The following is a 21,630-nucleotide window of genomic DNA, read 5'->3' as shown; positions in this document are numbered from 1 at the left end:
TATGCAAACAAAAGAAAATAAAATAATTTCAGAATTTTCATTGTATAGTTCATGGGAGGAAAAATATGAGCATTTGATTGAAATAGGCGAAGATATTCCTTTAATTAAGTCCGACAAAAAAACTCCAGACTATCTTATTCAGGGTTGTCAATCAAATGTTTGGTTAGACTGTGAAAAAAGAAAGGAAAGGCTATATTTTTATGCTGATAGCGATGCTTTAATTTCTAAAGGACTAGTTGCACTAATAATTCAACTTTTTTCTGGAAGCACTGCTTTAGAAATAGTAAATTACCAGAATACTCTTTTTGAGAAAATCCAACTTAAACAACATCTTTCTATGACCCGTGCAAACGGACTATTAATGATGATAAAAAAAATACAAAATTATGCAAAAAAAAATCTTTAAAAAATGACTAAAAATACTCAAAAAATTGGCGAAGAAGTTATTGGTGTATTGTGCGAAATTCATGACCCAGAAATACCTGTTAACATATATGAACTAGGCTTAATTTATGATATTCAAATCAGCAATGATAATGATGTGAAAATCCTTATGACGTTCACTGCTGCAAATTGCCCTGTTGCTGAATCACTACCTGTTGAAATAAAACAAAAAGTAGAAGAATTAAAAGACGTAAATAGCACTGAAGTAGAAATTACCTGGGACCCTCCTTGGAATAAAAGTATGATGTCGGAAGAAGCAAAACTAGAATTGGGATTTTTATGAAAAAAAACCTTGAAATAATAAATAAAATTGATGCTTCTGGATTAATTACGATTGATGTTTCTGATTTTAATCTAAAAGCCCCTCGAAAAATAATCGACTTAAGCGATTGGTTGGACGAAGGCCTAATAATTCGAGAAGCGTCCTTTAAAAAACAACTACAAAATCATAGCTGGTCAGACTATTCTGATTGCTATGTTTCAATTATTTGTACCAAAGATGTTATTATTCCCCCTTGGACATACCCCCTTATTCAAATGAAATTGCGTAATATTGCAAAACAAGTTTTTTTTACCAATTTAGAAACAATGGATTTACTACTTTTTCAGCAGCAATTAAGTATTATTAATTTTGAAAAATATAAAAATAAACGGGTGTTTTTAAAAGTTTGCAATAATGAGAGTGTTCCCTTAGGTTGCCTCTCGCTTTGTATAGACGCTTTTGCACCGCATGTAAAAAGCTTGTTTTATGGTGAACCATGTTCAAGTATTCCATTAATTAAAAATTAAGTATTATGAGAAGTTTATTAGTCGTTTTTTTATCAATTTTCTTTATTATTCCGCAACCATCACAAGCAGATGAAGGCATGTGGTTGCCGATGTTAATTAAAAGACTCAATATTGACGATATGCAGAAAAAGGGCCTACAACTATCTGCAGAAGAAATATATAGTGTAAACAATGCGTCAATAAAAGATGCTATTATTAGTTTTAATGGTTACTGTACTGGTGAGATTATTTCCCCTAACGGTCTTCTTTTAACAAATCATCATTGTGGATATGATGCAATTCAAAACCACAGTTCAGTAGAAAATGACTACCTGGGAAATGGATTTTGGGCAAAATCTTATGAAGATGAGATTCCAAATGAAGGATTGTTTGTTGATTTTTTAATTAGGATGGATGATGTGTCGTCGGAGGTTCTTGACAGTATTAGCTTTGACACTGAAGAATCAACTCGAAAAAAATTAATTCAATCTAGAATTGAAAAAATAAAGTCTCGGGAAACAAAAGACACTAACTACTGGGCAGAGATAAAGCCTTTTTATGGCGGAAGTGAATTTTACTTGTTTATTTACGAACGATTTAATGATGTTCGTTTAGTAGGAACACCACCAGAGTCTATTGGTAAATTTGGTGGAGAAACCGATAACTGGATGTGGCCAAGACACACTGGTGACTTTGCTTTATTTAGAGTATATACTGACTTGGAGGGTAACCCAGCTGAATTTAACAAAAATAATATTCCTATGAAGCCCAAACATCACCTTCCTATTTCGCTTGATGGAGTTAAAGAAAGTGACTTTGCCATGATTTTAGGTTACCCTGGGGGCACAGATCGCTACCTTTCGTCCTTTGGTGTAAAACTTGCTGTTGACCTGTACAACCCGACTGTAGTCAAGGTTAGAGAGGCTAAGTTGGACATATTAAATGATTATATGCGCTCAGACAGAAATATTAGTATTATGTACGCAAGCAAAAAGGCGCGAATATCTAATTATTGGAAGTATTATATTGGCCAGACAAAAGGTTTGAAAAGACTACGTGTTTACGACCGAAAAACATCTATTGAAAGTGCTTTCTCTCAATTTGTAAATTCTTCAAACCTCAATAAAAAGATTTATGGAGATGTATTAATTAACATGGATAGGGCATACAACGAAATTGAAAAAATGACTCTATCTAGAATATACCTAAATGAAGCCGCTTGGGGTGGGCCAAGCTTTATAAGACTAGCGAGAAGGTCTGAAGGCCTATTAAAGTCTTTAGAAGGTGGAAGCGACAGTCTAATTAATGCCTCAAAAAAATCTTTTATGTCTGAAGTTACAAGTAGCTTTAAAGAATACAAAAAGGAGATTGATCAAGATATTTTTGTTAAAATGATGCAAATGTATTTCGAAAATGTCCCTAAAGATCAATTGCCAAAAATTATTTTAGATATGGAAGCTAAATACCAAGGAAACTTTGAAAAGTGGGGCAGCATGCTTTATGAAAAATCTATTTTTGTAGATGAACAAAAATTAATAAATTTTCTAAAAAACCCAACTGCCAAAAAAATAAAAAAAGATCCTGGGTACATTGTACAAAAATCAATTTTAGATAATTATTTCAATAAAATTCTGCCGGCTATTAGCTCCCCGCGCGAGTCACTAGCTGTTTCCAATCGACTATTTATTGATGGGTTAAGAAAAATGTCACCAAAAAAAGTTTTCTATCCAGATGCCAACTTTACTATGCGATTAACATTTGGTTCTGTTGGTGAGTACTCTCCTGGAAACGCAATGATGTATGATTATGTCACCACTCTAGATGGTGTTATGGAGAAGCTTGATAATAGTGATCCTGAGTTTATTGTTCCTGATAGGCTTGTTGAATTATACAATTCTAAAGACTACGGGGTGTATGCAAATGAAGAGGGAGAGATAAATGTGTGTTTTATTTCCAACAACGACATTACAGGGGGCAATTCAGGTTCTCCTGTTATTAATGGTAAGGGGGAGTTGATTGGTTGTGCTTTTGATGGCAACTGGGAGGCTATGAGTGGTGATATTGCTTTTGAGGAAAATCTGCAGAGAACGATCTCTGTAGATGTTAGATATATTTTATTTATCATTGATAAATTTGCAAATGCAAGCCATATAATTGACGAACTCACATTGGTGAAAATGAGTGATGAGGAAAAAAATACAGCCGAAAAAAAAGAAACTGAACGTTTTATTAGTGACATTAGAAATTTAATAGAAGAATTTCCTGAAATAATCGATGGTGTTGCTCCTTCTCTAAAAAAAAGTGCTGAGATGAGTTTCTCGGATGCCTTTTTAGAAGCAAGAAAGAGTGGTCAAAAAACTTTCGTGTGGAAAGGTGAAACTTATAACACAGAGCTACAAGTTGGCGCAGCTAATTAATTTATGTTTAAGGTCGCGCTGTTAACCGAGGAAAGATATTTAAATCCTTCAAAAAGCAATTGGTATGTGCAAAATATTTTAAACGAAGACTTGCTTGTCTCTAATGCGCTTAGGTTGCTGAACATACAGGCCACCAGGGTGGCCTGGGACAGCCCTAATTGTTTAAAAAACTTTCAATATGCCCTATTTCGCACAACCTGGAACTATTTTGATAAAATCAATGAGTTTTACTCTTTTTTGCAATTATGGAAGGACAAGGTCTCCTTTATTAATTCTTATCCACAAATTCTTTGGAATTTAAACAAACGATACTTGATAGAGTTGGAGGCAAAAGGAATAAATATACCGGGCACCCTTCTCGTTGAAAAAGGGAGTAGTGCATCACTAAATAAAGTTTGCGAAGAAAAAAAATGGACTGAGATTGTAATTAAGCCGACTGTTTCAGCTGCAGCATGGGAAACATATAGATTAAAATACCCTGTCGGCCCAAAAGAATCTGAATTATTTGAAAAACTAAGCGCAAAACATGAAATGCTAATTCAATCTTTTCAAAAAAAAATTCTTTCTTTTGGAGAGGTTTCATTAATGATAATAAATGGAGAATACTCTCATGGGGTACTTAAAAAATCTCGCAAGGGCGACTTTAGAGTACAAGATGATTTTGGTGGAACTGTAACTAATTATGAGGCTGGGTTTTCTGAAATAGAATTTGCAAAAAAAGTTATTCAAGCGCTTAATTTTTTACCTACCTATGCACGGGTAGATTTAATAATAGACAACTCTGGGCTGTTAGCTCTATCAGAACTAGAATTAATTGAGCCAGAAATGTGGTTTAGAAAAAAGACGAATTCGGCGAACCTTTTAGCACATGCAATTAAAAAAAAAATTTTTCAAGCTAATTAATATGCTCTTGCTTTATTCCCCTCAATATAATAAACAAATGATTTATTGGCAATCATATTTCCTCCAGGAGTGGGGTAATTGCCGGTGAAGTACCAGTCTCCTTTATGATTGGGGCATGCAACATGCAAATCCTCAACTTTTTGAAAAATTATATCAAAGTCTGCAGAGATATTGTCTATCCTTAAAAGATTAGCAATCTCTTCTGAAATTTCTTCATCTTTAAAGTTTTTATACAGCTCTTTTACATGGTTAACTTGGTCCTCTTTTGGTTGCAAAAGAGCTTCTTTACATTTATGATAAACATCTTTTATTAATGTCTCTCCCTCTGTTGATTTTTGTAATAAATAAATAATGGCCTTAAATGCAATAAAATCATCTAACCTTGCCATGTCTATTCCATAACAATCGGGGTATCTAATCTGTGGGGCCGAAGATACCACAATGATTTTTTTAAAACTTAATCTATCTAGAATCCTAAGAATACTTCTCTTTAGCGTGGTGCCCCTAACAATGCTATCATCTAAAATAACCAGTGTGTCACTTTTTTTAGCAACACCATAGGTTACATCATATACATGTCCAACAAGTCCATCTCTATCTCTGTCTGCAGTGATAAATGTCCTTAATTTAGCATCCTTGACTGCCATTTTTTCCACTCTTAATTTTTGATTAATTATCTGCTTTAATTCATCTAGTTGTCCGTTTCTTAGAAGTGTTTCTTTTTGATTGTTGAGTTCATCCTCCAAAGAGGACAATAGTCCATAAAAGGCGGTTTCAGCAGTATTCGGGATGTAAGAAAAAACCGTGTTTTTAAAATCATTATTAATTTTTGTTAAGATGGGTGGCTTTAATAAAGCGCCTAGCATTTTTCTTTCCTTATTTATTTCAAAATCATTTCCTCTAGAAAAATATATTCTTTCAAAAGAGCATGCAGATCTATTTAGTGGGGAATTGATTTGTTGAAAGTCAATTATTCCACTTTTTTTAATTATGATAGCTTGACCCCTGGGAAGCTCCTTTATGTCAGAGGCTTCAACATTAAATGCAGTTTGAATAACTGGGCGCTCAGAAGTAACCACAGCAATTTCTTCATTACAATAATAATATGCAGGCCTAATGCCGTTTGGGTCCCGAAGCGCAAACGCGTCTCCATGCCCAAGCAAACCACATAGTACATATCCCCCGTCCCATTTCTTAGAAGAATTAATCAATATATTTGAAATATTGATATTCTCTTCTATCAACTTAGAAACCTCAATATTTGTATGATCTTTCTTTTTGTAATTATTATATAGCCGAGCATTTTCTTCGTCTGTAAAATGTCCTATTTTTTCTAAAATAGTGACAGTATCTGATTTTTCTTTGGGGTGTTGGCCCAAATCAATTAGCTGATTTAAAAGTTCATCAACATTTGTCATATTAAAATTACCAGCTAAAACTAGGTTTCTAGATTTCCAATTGTTTTGTCGCAAAAATGGGTGACAATTGGTTATACTGTTTCCACCGTATGTGCCATATCTTAAGTGGCCCAAAAATAATTCTCCAGCAAATGAGCAGTGGTTTTTTAGCCACACTGGATCGGCAAACTTATTAGGATATTTGTTTTTTATTTTGTCAAAATTTTCACTGATTTTTAAAAAAACATCTTGAATTGAATTTTGTTCTACAGATCGACGTCTACTAATATATGGTAAGCCTGGTTTAATATTTAGCTTAATATTTACTAGACCTGCCCCATCTTGTCCCCTATTAACTTGTTTTTGCATTAAGAGATACATTTTGTTTAGCCCGTACAGTGCAGTGCCATATTTTTTTTGATAATATGATAGTGGTTTTAAAAGCCTCAAAAGGGCTATTCCGCACTCATGTTTTATTATGTCGCTCATGTTTTTAAATGTATTACAAAAGTTTTGTTTTTTAACAAAAATCCTCTTTTTTTATACCTAACCAATCTAAAATATTTTTAAAACATATATCTTTTTTCTCTTGTTCGGATATAAAACCCATTTCTTCTGCATAATCAATAACTCTTCCAGGATATGTACTCCCCACCCCCTCAACCTCACCCAAGGGAAAGGGGTCATCGAGGCCCATTATTATTTGATTTGACCCAACACGTTTTTTTAGAAGATCTAAAGTATAAGAGTCGTGCACTAATGAGTCAAAATATATGTTTTTATGACCTAGTGTTTTTCGGGGGTCTTGGAGACCTTTAAAAAGATCGGGGCGGCCATCAAAACCCTGAATTCTTCTTCCATAATTAGCTATTCCAAGCATGCCACCGTGGGCAAAACTAGTTCTTATTTTTGGGTATTTGTCGGGTAGGCCTCTGAGTGTATAAACATGTAGCGTATCGGCACACTGTGCCATCATCCAAATTAAATGAAATCTCCAATATTGATTTTGTAAAGCAATCATTTTTTCGCCATCGTAGGGGTGTATTTGAACAGCCAAACCATACTGGTTAGCCAACTCAAATATCGGTTCAACATGTGATTCTGCAGTAGACACCCAATCTCCTTTTGAGTTTAAAAAGTGTGTGGGCAAACAAAGTAGCTTTAAACCTAATTCTGTCACACATCTTTCAATCTCTCTAAGAGCCTGCTCAATATATAGAGGCTGAACAACAAAACCGCAAGTAAATAGTTTTGGGTAGTCTTTTTGAATAGAGGCATTAAAATCATTCTGGAAACGAATTGCGTCTAAACAATCTCTTTCACTCCAACCGTTGCAATACAACTGTGAAAGACACAACATAACACCGTGGTCTATTCGATGTTGACGCATCCAGTCTATTTTGTCTTTAACAAAACCCCCTAACCCCTCAATGGGCCTTGACCAATTTCCTTGCATCATATATTTTTTTTGTTCATCAATCCAAAAAAGTTTCTTTTTTTTCATAAATGTGGGAATCTGAAAAGGTTCTGGAAGTATGTGTCCGTGTCCGTTTATTCGCATGATTAAGTTTTATTATATTTAATCTAATTGTTTTCTATAGTCGGTTTCTTTTTCAAATTACTGATTTATATATATCTCGGATCTGCATCCATAATCTCCCCCGTCTTGGGGCACGTTCTTAATTTTTTATTAGAATAAAACTTTTTAAAAACGGGTAAAAAATCTTTTTCGATATTTGTTAAATGAAAATACTCTTCATATAAAAGTTGATTTGCCGTTTCTGAAAACCACATTAAACCATCTTTATCTTCTTTTTTTCTTTTTCTTTCAATAACCAATCCTATTGATCCTTCAGGTCTAATAGGTGAGTGTGGTATTCGTGCTGGCAATAAAAACATTTCCCCTTCTTTAATCTCAACTTCAATCATTTTATTATTTTGCTGTGTTTTTACAATAATGTTACCCTCTATTTGATAAAAAAGTTCCTCCGTTTCGTTGTAGTGGTAATCTTTTCTTGCATTTGGACCCGCCACAACCATAACAATAAAGTCACCCGCATCAACGTATAGGTTTTTGTTGCCAACTGGTGGTTTTAAAAGGTGACGATTTTCGGAAATCCACTGGTTTAAATTAAATGGGGGGGTTATATTTTTCATAGAAATATTAATTAGTTTGGGCTTTACATGCGCTTTAATTATAACATACTTGTAAATTAGTTATATTTGAGATAATATGGAAATAAATCTAATAAATAAAACTGCCTGGGTGTTTGGTGCATCTCGTGGTATTGGAAAAGCCATTGCGATTGAGCTTGCAAGTGCTGGTGCTAATATTTTATTAATTGCTCGAAGCTCCCAATTATTAAACCAAACAAAAAAATCTCTTTGTACAAATAACAATCAAACACATGATGTGCTAAGTGTTGATATGTCAAATTCTGGTGCTCTTTTAAAATCCATTAAAAGCCACCATAATATGCGTGTTGCTGACATCATAATTAATAATACTGGTGGGCCACCGAGCGGTATGGCTCATATGGCTGAATTAGAAGAATATAAGTCTGCTTTTTTTCAACATGTTTTATCTGCACAAACTGTCGCTCAAGTTGCGGTGCCTGAAATGAAAAAAAATGGATTTGGGAGAATAATTAACATTATATCTACTTCTGTTAAACAGCCAATAAGTGGACTTGGGGTATCGAACACTATTAGAGGTGCAATGGGAAATTGGAGTAAAACAATGGCCTCTGAACTTGGACCCTTTGGTATTACTGTTAATAATATTCTTCCGGGAGCAACCGAAACAGAAAGACTTTCCAGCATAATAAAAAATAGTGCAACCAAACATAGCTTATCCTCTAAGGAGGTGAGCGAAAAAATGAAAAACAGTATTCCTGTTGGGCGTTTTGCTAAGCCCAAAGAGATTGCTTATGCCGTGACTTTTTTATGTTCTAAACAAGCTAGCTACATTAATGGTATCAACCTTCCTGTTGATGGTGGACGAACAAAATCCCTATAAATCCCCCAGAAATGAATAAAGTATGAAAAAACTAGCAAATTATATTAATGGTGTACTTGCTAAACCTATTGATGGACAATATATTAACAATTTTAGTCCTGCTAATGGGCACATATACTCTTTAACTCCTAACAGCAATAAAAAAGATGTTGACTCTGCTTTTAAGGCGGCAAAAAAAGCTTTCGGTTTGTGGGGCAGTTCAACAAAACAACACCGTTATGACTGGATGATGAAACTTGCTGATGCAATCGACGCAAATGCCGAAGATTTAGCCAAAGCTGAAAGTCGAGACAACGGCAAACCTCTTTGGCTGGCAAAAAAAATGGACATTCCTCGTTGTTCAACAAATATTAGATTTTTTGCTACAGCTATATTGCATTTTGACTCTAAATCACATGACATGGATGGTAATGCCCTCAATTACACACTAAAACCCCCCATAGGTGTTGCTGGTTGTATTTCTCCTTGGAACCTCCCACTTTATTTACTCACATGGAAAATTGCTCCTGCACTAGCTGCTGGCAACACAGTTGTAGCCAAGCCCTCTGAAGTAACTCCTTACACCGCATTTTTGCTAAGTAAAATTTGTAAACAAATTGGATTTCCCAAGGGTGTTATAAATATTGTCCATGGTTACGGTGATTCTGCAGGACACGAAATTGTCAAAATGTCTGATGTAATTTCATTTACTGGTGGTACAGAAACTGGGAAACTTATTGCATCACATGCGGCTGTAAATTTTAAAAAGTGTTCTCTTGAACTTGGAGGCAAAAACCCAACGGTGATTTTTGCAGACTGTGACTTTGACCTTTCGGTAAAAACAGCTGTAAGGTCGGCTTTTTTAAATCAAGGACAAATTTGTTTATGTGGATCTAGAATATTTGTGGAACAAAAAATTTATAAAAAGTTCTTAAATGCATTTTTTACAAAAACAAAATCATTGATTGTAGGAGACCCCTTAAAAGAAACAACTGATTTAGGTGCAATTGTGTCAAAACAACACTTAGAAAAAATTATTAAAAAAATTAATTCTGCTAAAAAAGCGGGCGCAAAAGTTATTAGTGGTGGAAAAAGTATTTCTTTAAATGGAAAGTTGTCGGGTGGATATTATATGTTACCTACAATCCTTGAAAACACCAAATACACAGACCCCATTAATACGGAGGAGGTTTTTGGACCAGTGGTAACAATAATCCCCTTCAAATCTGAAAAAGAAGTTATAAAAATGTGCAACCATACTAAATATGGATTAGCAGCATCCGTGTTTACAAGTAACATTTCACGGGGACATCGTTTGGCGGCCCAAATTAACTCGGGGCTTGTTTGGATCAACACATGGTTAATGCGTGATTTAAGAATTCCCTTTGGTGGAATGCTTCACTCTGGTTTAGGCAGAGAGGGGGGCTACCATTCTTTGAACTTTTTTACAGAGACGAAAAATGTGTGTCTTAAGATTGAAAACAACAATAATATATAATATATTTAACCTGATAATATTTTGGTATGAAAAATCATTTTAATTCTAATAGTGCGCCAAAACCTGTGGGGCACTATCCTCATTCAAAAAAAGTAGGTGATTTTCTTTTTTTGTCTGGTGTTGGTCCTAGAAAGCGCAATCAAAAATCCATTCCTGGTGTAAATCTTAATAGTGACGGGGAAATTGTTAATTATAATATCTATGAGCAGTGTGTTGCTGTTTTTGAAAATGTTAAACTAGTGCTTAAAGACTCTGGGGCTGATTGGAATGATATTGTTGATGTAACTGTTTTTTTAACAAACATGAAAGATGATTTTAAAACTTTTAACAATATTTACAAGGAGTATTTTAGTGGACCCTTTCCAACTAGAACAACTGTCGAAGTTATTTCTTTACCAACTCCGATTGCTATTGAATTAAAAGTGATTGCTTACCTAAAAAAACAAACCTAACAATGTTTCCAGAGCATAAAAATTTAGATTTATCACAAATTTGTTCCACCATAAATGAACTGTGGGAAAAAAATGGAGTTTTTGAAAAAAGTGTCAATCAAAGACCTAGAGATAATATGTTTGTTTTTTATGAGGGTCCGCCCTCAGCAAATGGTCTGCCCGGCATCCACCACTTAATGGCTAGATTAATAAAAGATATTTTTTGTAGATATAAAACGCTTAGTGGTTTTAGGGTAGAACGGCGTGCTGGATGGGACACCCACGGGCTGCCTGTTGAATTAAGTGTTGAAAAAGAGCTTGGAATTAAAAAGGATGATATTGGAAAAAGTATTTCTATTTCTGATTACAATTTGGCTTGTAAAACAACAGTTATGAAATACACCAAAGAGTGGAACAGGTTAACAAAACTTATGGGTTATTGGGTAGATGTAGAATCTCCGTATATAACTTATGAAAATAAATATATCGAAACTGTGTGGTTTTTATTAAAAAAACTTTTTGATAAAAAACTTATTTACAAAGGCTACACAATACAACCCTATTCTCCTGCAGCAGGTACAGGATTAAGTTCTCACGAACTTAATCAACCGGGTTGTTATAGAGTTGTAAAGGACCTGAGTGTTGTAGCATTATTTAAGGTGCTTAATCATTCTAAAATAATACAAACCGAAACCGATGTTTTTTTTTATGGCCTGGACCACTACTCCTTGGACTTTGTTTGCAAACACTGGTCTTGCTGTGGGTAAAAAAATATCATACGCTATTATTGAAACTATAAACCCATATACAAAAAAAGAGTGTTTTGTTATATGTGCAGAGGATTTAATTTTATCCATTTTTGACAAGAAAAACACCATCAATTATCGTGTGGTTAAGTTGTGTTTGGGGTCTGATTTAGTTGATTTAAGATATGAACAGCTTTTTGATTATGTTCAACCCTCGGACAACCCTGATGGTGCATTTCGCGTGGTAAGCGCAGATTTTGTAACCACAAGTGACGGAACTGGTATTGTCCATTTGGCTCCAACATTTGGTGCTGACGACTTTTTGGTTTCAAAAAAAGAAAAGTTACCAGCTATGTTGGTTCCAAACTCTGAGGGTCAGGCGGTTCCAATTGTTGATTTAAATGGTTTTTTCATTGATGGTTTAGGTGAGTTTTCAGGTCGCCCAATAAAACCAGCTTTTGGTGATAATGATGAAGAAGAGTCTGTTGATGTGGATATTGTTGTGAAACTTAAGGGAATGGGGAGAGCTTTTGGTTCATCAAAATATGAGCATAGTTATCCTCACTGTTGGAGAACCGATAAGCCCATACTATACTACCCTTTAGACTCTTGGTTTATTCAATCAACAAAATACAAGGATTTAATGATTGAAAAAAACAAAACAATTAACTGGAAACCGAAAAGCACTGGAGAGGGACGTTTTCAAAATTGGCTTGAAAATATTAATGACTGGAATCTTTCTAGATCACGATTTTGGGGTATTCCATTGCCCATTTGGAAAAGCAAAGACTCTAATCATGTAGTTTGTGTTGGTTCTGTTGGGGAGCTTAAGGAATTGTGTGCATTCTCAGTAAAAATGGGACACATGAAAACTAACCCGTTAGAAAATTTTGACCCAAAAAACATGAGCAGTGAAAACTACAACTTATTTGATTTACACAAAAACATGGTTGACAAGATTGTTTTATGCGACCCCGAAGGAACCCCCCTGTATAGAGAAAATGATGTAATTGATGTTTGGTTCGACTCGGGTGCCATGCCATTTGCCCAGTGGCACTACCCATTTGAAAACAAAAACTTGATTGACTCAAAAGAGTTTTTTCCCGCAAACTTCATTGCTGAGGGCGTTGATCAAACACGAGGGTGGTTTTATACATTGCATGCCATTGCCGTTATGTGTTTCGGTGAAGTTGCATATAAAAATGTTATTTCAAATGGATTAGTTTTAGACAAAAATGGCCAAAAAATGTCTAAACGACTTGGAAACTCTATTGACCCTTTCAAAGAAATGGCTAAACACGGTGCTGATGCAATTAGGTGGTATATGATAACAAATTCTCAACCATGGGACAATTTAAAGTTTGATATTGGTGGGGTTGTTGAGGTTAAACAGCGTTTTTTTAGTACTCTGCATAATATTTATTCATTTTTTTCTTTATATGCTAATATTGATGATTTTAAATATGCAGAGACTAGTGTTCCAATACATGAACGACCGTTGTTAGATCAGTGGATTGTAGGGGAAGCAGATCAACTTATAGCTGTTGTGGAGGGTTTTTATAATGAATTTGAACCCACACTTGCTGGAAGAGAAATTCAGTCTTTTGTTGTTGATAAGTTGAGCAATTGGTATGTAAGACTTTGTAGAAGGCGCTTTTGGAAAGGTGAATATGATCAAACTAAAATTTCTGCATATCAAACACTGTATGATTGTTTGGTGGTTGTTGCTAAACTCTCTTCACCTATTGCCCCCTTTTTTATGGACCAATTGTACCGCGACCTAAACCTCAACACTAACAAAGAGTGTCACACGTCTATTCATTTAGCAAGTTTTCCACAAAATTTATCTAAACAAATTAACAAAGAGCTTTTGTCTTCTATGAGCCTCACAAAAGAGGTTTGTTCGTTGGCGCTTTCTCTTCGAAAAAAACAAAAAATTAGAGTTAGACAACCTCTTTATTCAATCACTATTTGTTTAAGTGGGAAAAGCTCTGATAAAAATCTATTACATGATATTATAAAATCTGAAATAAACGTTAAAAGGGTTTTGTTTGCAGAAAATTCAAACAAAATGGTGAAACGTAAGCTTGTGGTAAACTTTCCTGTGTTGGGAAAAAAACACGGCAATTTAATTAAGGATATTGTGGTGGCTGTTAATGCTTTGTCAGATTTTGATGTTGGTTTTTATGAGGACAATAAACAAATAGATATAAATATCAATGGTAATGTATTAAAGCTTGAAGAAGAGGACCTTTTGGTTCGTGTAGAAAATATGCCCGGGTATCTTACGGCTCAGTCTGATGGTCTTTTAGTTACATTAAACACACAACTCTCTGAAGATCTTATTTCAGAAGGTTACTCAAGAGAGTTTGTAAATAAGGTGCAGGGGTTGAGAAAAGAAATGGGGCTTGTTGTTACTGATAAAATTAAACTTTATTTGTTTGGTGACCAGGTTGCTTTAAAAATGGTTGAAGCACATAAAACTTATGTTTCAAAGGAGCTTTTGGCCAACTCAATAACACGCACAGATTCTGACCCAAAAAATAGTTTTCTGTTTGAATTTAATGATTTTAAACTGTATATTGGTGTTGAGTTAGTTTAAACAAATAAATTGAATATACAATGAGTAAAGGTGTTTCAAAAAGATACTCTGATGTAGAGTTGAATAAGTTTAGAGAAATTATTGTTAAAAAGATTGAAATTGCTCAAAAAGACCTAAAACTATTAAAAGACTCTTATAGTAACGCTTCTTCTAATGGGACTGATGACACCTATTCCTCCTTTAAGTCTTTTGAAGAGGGGTCTGAAACACTTTCAAAAGAATCCAACACTCTTCTTGCTTCAAGACAAGAAAAGTTTATTCGTGATCTAAAAAACGCTTTAATAAGGATTGAAAACAAAACTTATGGCATTTGTAGAGAAACTGGAAAGTTAATTTCTAAAAAAAGACTAGTTCTTGTTCCACACGCAACCCTAAGTATAGAGGCTAAAAACAAGTCTAAATAGTGTTTTTTTTACGGGGCTACCGCGGTCTCTTAATACCAATTATAATAATTGTTTTATTAGACCAGTTGTTAAAGATTTATATTAAAACATCTTTTGAAATTGGTGAAAGTTTTGTTGTGTTGCCATGGTTTGTTTTATATTTTGTTGAAAACAATGGTTTTGCTTTTGGCTTAGAGTTTTTTGGTAAACATGGTAAAGCAGTTCTTACACTAACTCGAATTCTTTTTGTTTGTTTTATTTGTTTCTGGCTTAACCGCTTAATAAAAAATAAAGAAGGTTCTACTGTTTTAATTTTTGCTTTTATTTTAATTATTTCCGGAGCTATTGGAAATATTATAGATAGTGTTTTTTATGGTGTGTTGTTTGATTATGCGCCTCTTTTTCATGGAAAAGTTGTTGACATGTTTTATTTACCTATTTTTAGTGGAACCTACCCCGAATGGCTTCCTTTTTTGGGTGGAAAAGAGTTTGTTTTTTTTAGATATATTTTTAACATTGCTGACAGTTCTATAACAATTGGGGCTTTTTTACTATTGTTATTACATAAACAAATTCCAACAAAATAAAACTTTTTGTTCTAGTTTTTTCTTTTAGTTATTTATATTTGCCAAACTAAAAAAATATTTTTTATGAACTTTTTATTAGATAATTTAATTTTTGTAGCACCTGTTTTGGGTGTTGTTGGTTTATTGTTTATGTTTTTAAAATCGAACTGGGTGTCAAAACAAGACCCTGGTGATGAAAAAATGAAAGAACTTTCAGGGCACATAGCAAAAGGTGCTATGGCGTTTCTTGTTGCTGAGTGGAAAGTCTTAAGTGTTTTTTCTATAATTGCTGCTGCACTATTAGCTTGGTCTGGTGTAATGTTGCATGGTCCAAGTGGTGGTGCAATTGCAATTTCTTTTGTTATTGGCGCTGTGTTTTCTGCACTTGCGGGATATTTTGGTATGAATATAGCCACAAAAGCTAATGTTAGAACAACTCAAGCGGCTAGAACCAGTTTAGCGAAAGCTCTTCAAGTATCTTTTACTGGGGGAACTGTTATGGGGCTTGGTGTTGCAGGGTTGGCTGTTTTTGGACTAGGCTCTTTGTTTATTATTTTTATAAATATTCATGGTGCTATTTTTGGTGGGGGGTATATTGATCCATTAAAAATGGAGCTTGCTCTAGAGGTTTTAGCTGGTTTTTCTTTGGGTGCGGAATCGATTGCGCTGTTTGCTAGAGTTGGTGGTGGTATTTACACAAAAGCTGCTGATGTTGGGGCGGATTTAGTTGGAAAGGTTGAGGCTGGTATTCCCGAAGACGACCCAAGAAACCCAGCAACAATTGCTGATAATGTGGGAGATAATGTGGGAGATGTTGCTGGAATGGGAGCTGATTTATTTGGTTCTTACGTGGCAACCATTTTAGCCACAATGGTGCTCGGTAGAGAGATTGTTGTTGTTGGCGCAGGAAAGGTTATTAGTGGTGTTTCTGATTTAGCTGGTGTTATGGGTGGAGAAGTTTTTCCATCCACTAATTTTATTTTATTGCCAATGGTTATTGCAGGATTAGGGTTGCTTTTTTCTATTGTAGGTGCAGGTTTTGTTAAAATAAAAAATGATAGTGGCTCTGTTCAGGGCGCTCTAAATATGGGAAATTGGCTTTCTATTGTTTTCACTTTAATTGCATCATATTTTGTTATTATGGCCATTCTTCCTGATGGTTCTTTTACAATTCGTGGGGGTGAGGTTTTTTCAAAAATGGGTGTGTTTTGGGCTGTTTTTACAGGTTTAGTTGTTGGTGGGCTTATGTCAATTATTACTGAGTATTATACATCTATGGGAAGACGACCTGTGAATTCAATTGTAAAACAATCTGAAACCGGCCACGCAACAAATATAATTGGCGGGCTAGCGGTTGGTATGGAATCAACAGTACTTCCAATTTTAGTATTAGCGGGGGGAATTGTTGTTTCTTTTATGTTTGCTGGTCTATATGGTGTGTCTATTGCTGCCGCGGGGATGATGGCAACTACGGCCATGCAGTTAGCAATTGATGCTTTCGGTCCTATTGCAGATAATGCAGGAGGAATTGCCGAAATGAGCGGTCTCCCAAAAGAGGTTCGTGAAAGAACTGATAATCTTGATGCGGTTGGAAACACAACTGCCGCAGCTGGAAAGGGTTTTGCTATTGCGTCTGCTGCACTAACTGCGCTTGCTTTATTTGCTGCTTTTGTTGGTTTAGCGGGAATTGACTCTATTGATATTTATAAAGCGGAAGTATTAGCCTTTCTCTTTATTGGCGCCATGATTCCTTTTATTTTTTCATCCTTAGCTATTGCTGCTGTTGGTCGTGCCGCAATGGATATGGTTATGGAGGTTCGCAGACAGTTTAAAGAGATTCCTGGCATAATGGAGGGCAAAACTACTCCTGAATACGAAAAGTGTGTTGAAATCTCAACAAACGCATCAATTCGTGAAATGATTTTACCTGGAGCGATACCATTAGTTGTCCCTGTTGTTGTTGGTTTTGGTTTTGGTCCTGAAGTGCTTGGTGGATTGTTGGCTGGAGTAACTGTCTCGGGAGTTTTGATGGGTATTTTTCAAAATAACGCGGGAGGTGCTTGGGACAATGCTAAAAAGTCTATCGAAGCGGATGGTGAAAAGGGTTCCGAAGAGCACAAGGCGTCTGTAACTGGAGACACGGTGGGTGACCCCTTTAAAGACACCTCTGGTCCTTCTATGAATATTTTAATAAAACTAATGAGTATAGTGGCTTTGGTTATTGCCCCACACATTAGTGTTAAGAATGCTGATTATGACCACTCTAGTGATAGTGTAGACGAAGTTGATAAAACACAGTTTGTTAAAAAAAGTGTTTCCTTGGAAGAGGACAATACTATTGGTTATTTAGACTAATTATTTTTTCTAAAATTTGCATGGCATTTGTTGCTGCTCCCTTTTTTAATGGGTCGGCAACAATCCACATGTTAAAACTATTTTGACAAGATGTGTCTTTTCTAATTCTAGAAACAAAAACATCATCACTACCCTTTGCCTCTATTGGTGTTATGTAGTTTTCGTTTGTACTTACCTGTACACCCTTTTGTTTGCTTATGATCTTGATTATTCTTGCTATGCTTGTTTGTTTTTTTAACTCAACATTCACGCTTTCCCCGTGTCCCCCTGTGGTTGGAACTCTTACTGCTGTAGCTGTTATTTTAATTTTTGATTCAAAAATTTTATTTGTTTCTTTTATTATTTTTTCCTCTTCTTTGGTATATCCGTTTTTTAAAAAAACATCGCAATGTGGTATGGCGTTGTTATAAATTTGTTTTAAATATGCGGGGTTTTTTACTTTTTTTTCTTTTATTTCTTGTTGTAGTTGGTCAACTCCCCTTTGGCCCGAGCCAGACACCGACTGGTATGTTGAAACTATAAGTCTTTTAATGCCTATCTTTTCATGTAAAGAAAAAAGTGGAAGCACTAGTTGTATTGTTGAACAATTTGGATTTGCAATAATTTTATCTTCTTTTTTTATTTTTTTCCCATTTATTTCGGGCACTATAAGTTTGTGGTTTTTTTTCATTCTGAACTCAGATGAATTATCTATAACGGTTGTGCCCGTGTTGGTGAATTTTTTAGCAAACTTTCTTGAAACTTCAGAGCCAGCTGAAAACAGAGCGTAATTGGGTTTATTTTTTATGGCTTCTTTTATTGAAATAATTTTGTGTTGCTTTTTTTTAAAAATTACGTGTCTATTTTTGTTTTTTTTACTTGCAACAAATAAAAAGTCGTAATTTTTAAACTTTTTATTTATTTCTAGTTTTTTAATTATTTCTTTGCCTACTAAACCTGTTGCTCCAATCAATGCTATAACCATGAGTATTTTGTTTTAATTTTATAGAAATTTAATAATTTATATTAATGTTAGATAAGTCTTCTTTATTAAAAATTAAAAATATTCCTAACACTTTTGGTGTTTATGTTTTTTACAATAAAAAAAAGAAGGTTATTTATGTGGGTAAATCTAATAAACTTAAAAATAGGGTTTCTTCTTATTTTAAGGGAAAAACTGATAAAGATTTATATATTATAAAGTCGGCTTTTTTTATTGATTATTTTTTAGTTAAAAATGAAAATGATGCCTTTTTTTTAGAAAATAATTTAATAAAAAAACATCAACCTAAGTACAATGTTTTATTAAAAGACGATAAATCTTACCCCTGGCTATGTATTACAAATGAGCGTTTTCCCCGTGTTTTTATTGCTCGTAGAAAAACAAATCCTGATTTTTTTTATTTTGGTCCTTATGTTTCTAAAAAACTTCTTCAAAGTTTATATAAATTTATAATATCATACTATCCTGTAAGATCTTGTAGTTTTAATTTATCGGAAAAAAACATACGTGTAAAAAAACATAAGGTTTGTTTAGATTATCATTTAAAAAAGTGTTTAGGTCCTTGCGAAGGATTACAAAAAGAAATAGATTATAATAAAAATATAGAATCTATAAAAGAGCTTTTGTCTGGAAGATATTTGAAAGTAATAAAGGGTCTTGAAAAAAAACTATTTAAATACTCAGATAATTTAATGTTTGAAAAAGCTAATGATCTTAAAAATCAAATAACTTCATTAAAAAGCCTTAAACACAAAAGTGTTGTTATTAGTTCTAAAAATTTAAATATTGATTGCTTTTTTGTTTTAGAAAAAGGGGGGTATTTCTATGTTAATTTTATAAAAGTTGTAGAAGGGTCAATTACTTTTTTAAAAAATTCAAAAATTAAAAAAACCATTAACTGGAGTTTCGACTTTTTATTAAAGTGTTTTTTATCTCGTGCTTTTGTTGATTATGGTTCTCTTTCTAAAGAAATTATTTCCAATATTAAACTTTCTTCATTTCATGGGAGAAAAGTTGTTTATCCTTTAACTGGTTATAAAAAGGATGTCTTAGATTTAAGTTATAAAAATTTGATTGGTTTTATTAATAAAAACAATGTTAAAAATTATACTGATATTATCTCCCTAAAAGAAAATTTAAATTTAAATAATATTCCTTATCATATTGAATGTTTTGATATTTCTCATTTAAGCGGAAAATTTTCTATAGGGTCATGTGTTGTTTTTAAAAATGGTAAGCCTTCTAAAAAAGATTATAGGTTCTTTAATATAAAGTCTTTTGAAGGTATAAATGATTACCTAGCAATTGAAGAGGTTGTTTATAGAAGGTATGCTAATTGTGAAAATTTACCTGATTTAATAGTCATAGACGGAGGTAAAGGACAATTATCATCTGCTATTAAATCTTTGAATAAATTAAAATTAAATAAATTACAATGCATAAGTATTGCAAAAAAAAATGAAATTATATATACAAATAATAAAACTGAAATAATTTTAAATAACAATTCTAATTCTTTAAAATTAATAAAATTTATTAGAGATGAAGCGCATCGATTTTGTTTAAAAAATCATAGAAATAAAAGAAATAAATATTTTATTAATTCTGAATTAAATAATATATATGGTCTGGGAGAAATTAGTGTTACAAAACTTTTAAAAAAATTTAAAACTATAAATAAAATAAAATCCCTCAGTAAAGAACAATTAATATTATTTATAGGTGAAAAAAAAGGTAATTTGGTTTTTAATTATTTTAACAATTGATGTTAATAAATATATAATAATAGATGTAGTTTATTAACAAGTTATTTAACAAAAAAAAAACATCTAATTTTTATAAATTTTTATCACTATAATTTGAATCTATATTAACAATTATTTATTAAATATTTAATAACATTTATATATTATTTAATAATAAATTATAAGGTTAATAATTAAAGTTTATTAGATGTAAATTATATTAATAATATGTTAATAAATTTTAATAATTTATATATACAATTAAACATTAAAATTTTTATTGTATATATTAACATTACTATTATATACTATATATTAATATTTTAAATATTTAATAATATCAATGTTATTTATATTTGCTCCTATATTTAAATTATTTGTACCTAAACTTAAACCAGGAGATATATCGCTTAATGAATAATTAAATTCATTTATATTTATAAAAATTGGATCAGTTAATAAATTATAATAACCCTTTAAATTATAATTATTTGAAATACAATAACTATTATTAATTTTTATATTTTTTAATTTAAAATTAGGTTTATTATTATTAAAAATATTGTTTTTAGAAATAATAGAATTATCATAATTAACTAAATTATTTATATCAATTATTGTATTATTTTTATCAAAAGTATTATTAATAAAATAATAATTTAAATTATTATCATTATTGGAAATAATAAGGTTTTTATTATTTACAATTAAATTATTAAAAAAAGAAAAATTATCATTGTTTTCTAAAATTTCAAAAACATAATTATTTGTATAAAAAATATTATTTATTATATTAATTTTTTTAGTGGATTTAAGTTTTAAAAGTTTTTCAGAATTTATTATTAAACAATTATTTAAAATAAAATTATTACAATCTTTAATTAAATAACTATTTAAATTTTTATTAATAATACTGTTTTTTATTATTAATTTTTCATCTGAAAAATTAATATAACAATACTCTAAAATAGAATTATCTATAATTATAGATCCTTTATTAGAATTAATAGAAATATTTTTTAAATAAGTATTATCAATTTTTAATATTGAGTTATTTATTAAATTAAAATTATTATTATTTGATAAAAATATAGAACCTTTAAAAAAACTGGATTTATTTTTATAGTAATTTAAAGAAATACTATCATTACTTTTACCAATATTTAAATTACCATTATTAATAATTAAACCATTTTTTTTAAAATTTACAGTTACACCAATATTAATTAATAATGTTTTATTGTAAGGAATTATTAATGTATCATTTATAGTATAATTTTTATTTTTTATTTCTATAACAGAACTATTTAATTTAAAAATATTATTGTTTAAATTTTCTGTTTTTTTACAGGAAAAAAATAAAAAAAAAATAAAAAAAAATAAAGTTCTCATATT

17 protein-coding genes and 1 pseudogene are annotated in these 21,630 nt (G+C 32.2%); 13 read left to right on the top strand and 5 right to left on the bottom strand.

The genetic code is table 11. The features are described from left to right. The first annotated feature begins 1 nt into the window (after position 1). Genes CBD51_006030 through CBD51_006010 form a run of 5 tightly spaced genes read left to right on the top strand, consistent with a single transcriptional unit; the run spans position 2 to position 4,532 of the window. A complete protein-coding gene (locus CBD51_006030) occupies positions 2–406 on the top strand; it encodes a SufE family protein (protein ID RPG58053.1) in 405 nt (134 codons plus the stop codon). A 3-nt stretch (positions 407–409) separates the two neighbouring features. Continuing rightward, positions 410–727 carry a DUF59 domain-containing protein gene (locus tag CBD51_006025; protein ID RPG58052.1) on the top strand — a complete coding sequence of 106 codons (318 nt, stop codon included), beginning with the start codon at positions 410–412 and terminating at the stop codon, positions 725–727. Further along, positions 724–1,233, top strand: coding sequence for a DUF2480 family protein (locus CBD51_006020; protein RPG58051.1), 510 nt, complete (start codon positions 724–726; stop codon positions 1,231–1,233). Before CBD51_006025 ends, CBD51_006020 begins: the two co-directional genes overlap by 4 nt. Positions 1,234–1,238: 5 nt before the next feature. Then, a complete protein-coding gene (locus tag CBD51_006015; protein ID RPG58050.1) occupies positions 1,239–3,629 on the top strand; it encodes a S46 family peptidase in 2,391 nt (796 codons plus the stop codon). Positions 3,630–3,632: 3 nt separating this feature from the next. Next, on the top strand, positions 3,633–4,532 hold the full coding sequence (locus CBD51_006010) for a hypothetical protein (protein RPG58049.1): 900 nt from the start codon (positions 3,633–3,635) through the stop codon (positions 4,530–4,532). On the opposite strand, the gene CBD51_006005 is transcribed toward CBD51_006010, so the two are convergent. The 3 genes from CBD51_006005 to CBD51_005995 form a co-directional block, all read right to left on the bottom strand. Beyond that, on the bottom strand, positions 4,529–6,418 hold the full coding sequence (locus tag CBD51_006005) for an amidophosphoribosyltransferase (GenBank protein RPG58048.1): 1,890 nt from the start codon (positions 6,416–6,418) through the stop codon (positions 4,529–4,531). The two genes, CBD51_006010 and CBD51_006005, sit on opposite strands and share 4 nt — an antisense overlap. A 31-nt stretch (positions 6,419–6,449) precedes the next feature. Beyond that, positions 6,450–7,490: an amidohydrolase gene (locus CBD51_006000; GenBank protein ID RPG58047.1), complete on the bottom strand. Its 1,041-nt coding sequence runs from the start codon at positions 7,488–7,490 to the stop codon at positions 6,450–6,452. Between the two features lie 65 nt (positions 7,491–7,555). Continuing rightward, positions 7,556–8,086 carry a 3-hydroxyanthranilate 3,4-dioxygenase gene (locus tag CBD51_005995; protein RPG58046.1) on the bottom strand — a complete coding sequence of 177 codons (531 nt, stop codon included), beginning with the start codon at positions 8,084–8,086 and terminating at the stop codon, positions 7,556–7,558. Between the two features lie 76 nt (positions 8,087–8,162). On the opposite strand from CBD51_005995, the gene CBD51_005990 reads away from it, so the two are divergent. The 7 genes and pseudogenes from CBD51_005990 (at position 8,163) to CBD51_005960 (ending at position 17,508) form a co-directional block, all read left to right on the top strand. Next, positions 8,163–8,948 (top strand): SDR family oxidoreductase, encoded by a 786-nt coding sequence (locus CBD51_005990; protein RPG58045.1) that lies wholly within the window; start codon positions 8,163–8,165, stop codon positions 8,946–8,948. Positions 8,949–8,970: 22 nt separating this feature from the next. After that, positions 8,971–10,425: an aldehyde dehydrogenase gene (locus CBD51_005985; GenBank protein RPG58044.1), complete on the top strand. Its 1,455-nt coding sequence runs from the start codon at positions 8,971–8,973 to the stop codon at positions 10,423–10,425. A 26-nt stretch (positions 10,426–10,451) separates the two neighbouring features. Next, positions 10,452–10,877: a RidA family protein gene (locus CBD51_005980; GenBank protein RPG58043.1), complete on the top strand. Its 426-nt coding sequence runs from the start codon at positions 10,452–10,454 to the stop codon at positions 10,875–10,877. A 2-nt stretch (positions 10,878–10,879) separates the two neighbouring features. Next, positions 10,880–14,204: pseudogene (locus CBD51_005975) on the top strand (isoleucine--tRNA ligase). Positions 14,205–14,224: 20 nt separating this feature from the next. Further along, positions 14,225–14,608, top strand: coding sequence for a TraR/DksA family transcriptional regulator (locus CBD51_005970; protein RPG58042.1), 384 nt, complete (start codon positions 14,225–14,227; stop codon positions 14,606–14,608). Then, positions 14,608–15,174 carry a lipoprotein signal peptidase gene (locus CBD51_005965; GenBank protein ID RPG58041.1) on the top strand — a complete coding sequence of 189 codons (567 nt, stop codon included), beginning with the start codon at positions 14,608–14,610 and terminating at the stop codon, positions 15,172–15,174. The genes CBD51_005970 and CBD51_005965 overlap by 1 nt, the downstream gene beginning before the upstream one ends. Positions 15,175–15,237: 63 nt before the next feature. Next, positions 15,238–17,508, top strand: a complete 2,271-nt coding sequence (locus tag CBD51_005960) for a sodium-translocating pyrophosphatase (protein RPG58040.1) — start codon at positions 15,238–15,240, stop codon at positions 17,506–17,508. On the opposite strand, the gene CBD51_005955 is transcribed toward CBD51_005960, so the two are convergent. After that, positions 17,489–18,472: an aspartate-semialdehyde dehydrogenase gene (locus tag CBD51_005955; protein RPG58039.1), complete on the bottom strand. Its 984-nt coding sequence runs from the start codon at positions 18,470–18,472 to the stop codon at positions 17,489–17,491. The two genes, CBD51_005960 and CBD51_005955, sit on opposite strands and share 20 nt — an antisense overlap. 44 nt (positions 18,473–18,516) lie before the next feature. Here CBD51_005955 and uvrC point away from each other — a divergent pair, with 44 nt between their 5' ends. Then, on the top strand, positions 18,517–20,256 hold the full coding sequence (uvrC, locus tag CBD51_005950; GenBank protein ID RPG58038.1) for an excinuclease ABC subunit UvrC: 1,740 nt from the start codon (positions 18,517–18,519) through the stop codon (positions 20,254–20,256). Between the two features lie 294 nt (positions 20,257–20,550). Here the strand turns inward: uvrC and CBD51_005945 are convergent, their stop codons facing one another. Next, on the bottom strand, positions 20,551–21,627 hold the full coding sequence (locus CBD51_005945; GenBank protein RPG58037.1) for a hypothetical protein: 1,077 nt from the start codon (positions 21,625–21,627) through the stop codon (positions 20,551–20,553). Between the last annotated feature and the right edge of the window lie 3 nt (positions 21,628–21,630).

The sequence above is a fragment of the Flavobacteriales bacterium TMED191 genome, from assembly GCA_002171975.2.
GTDB lineage: Bacteria > Bacteroidota > Bacteroidia > Flavobacteriales > TMED113.
Note: the sequence above shows the minus strand (reverse complement) of the source record. Positions and strands in the feature narration are given on the sequence as shown.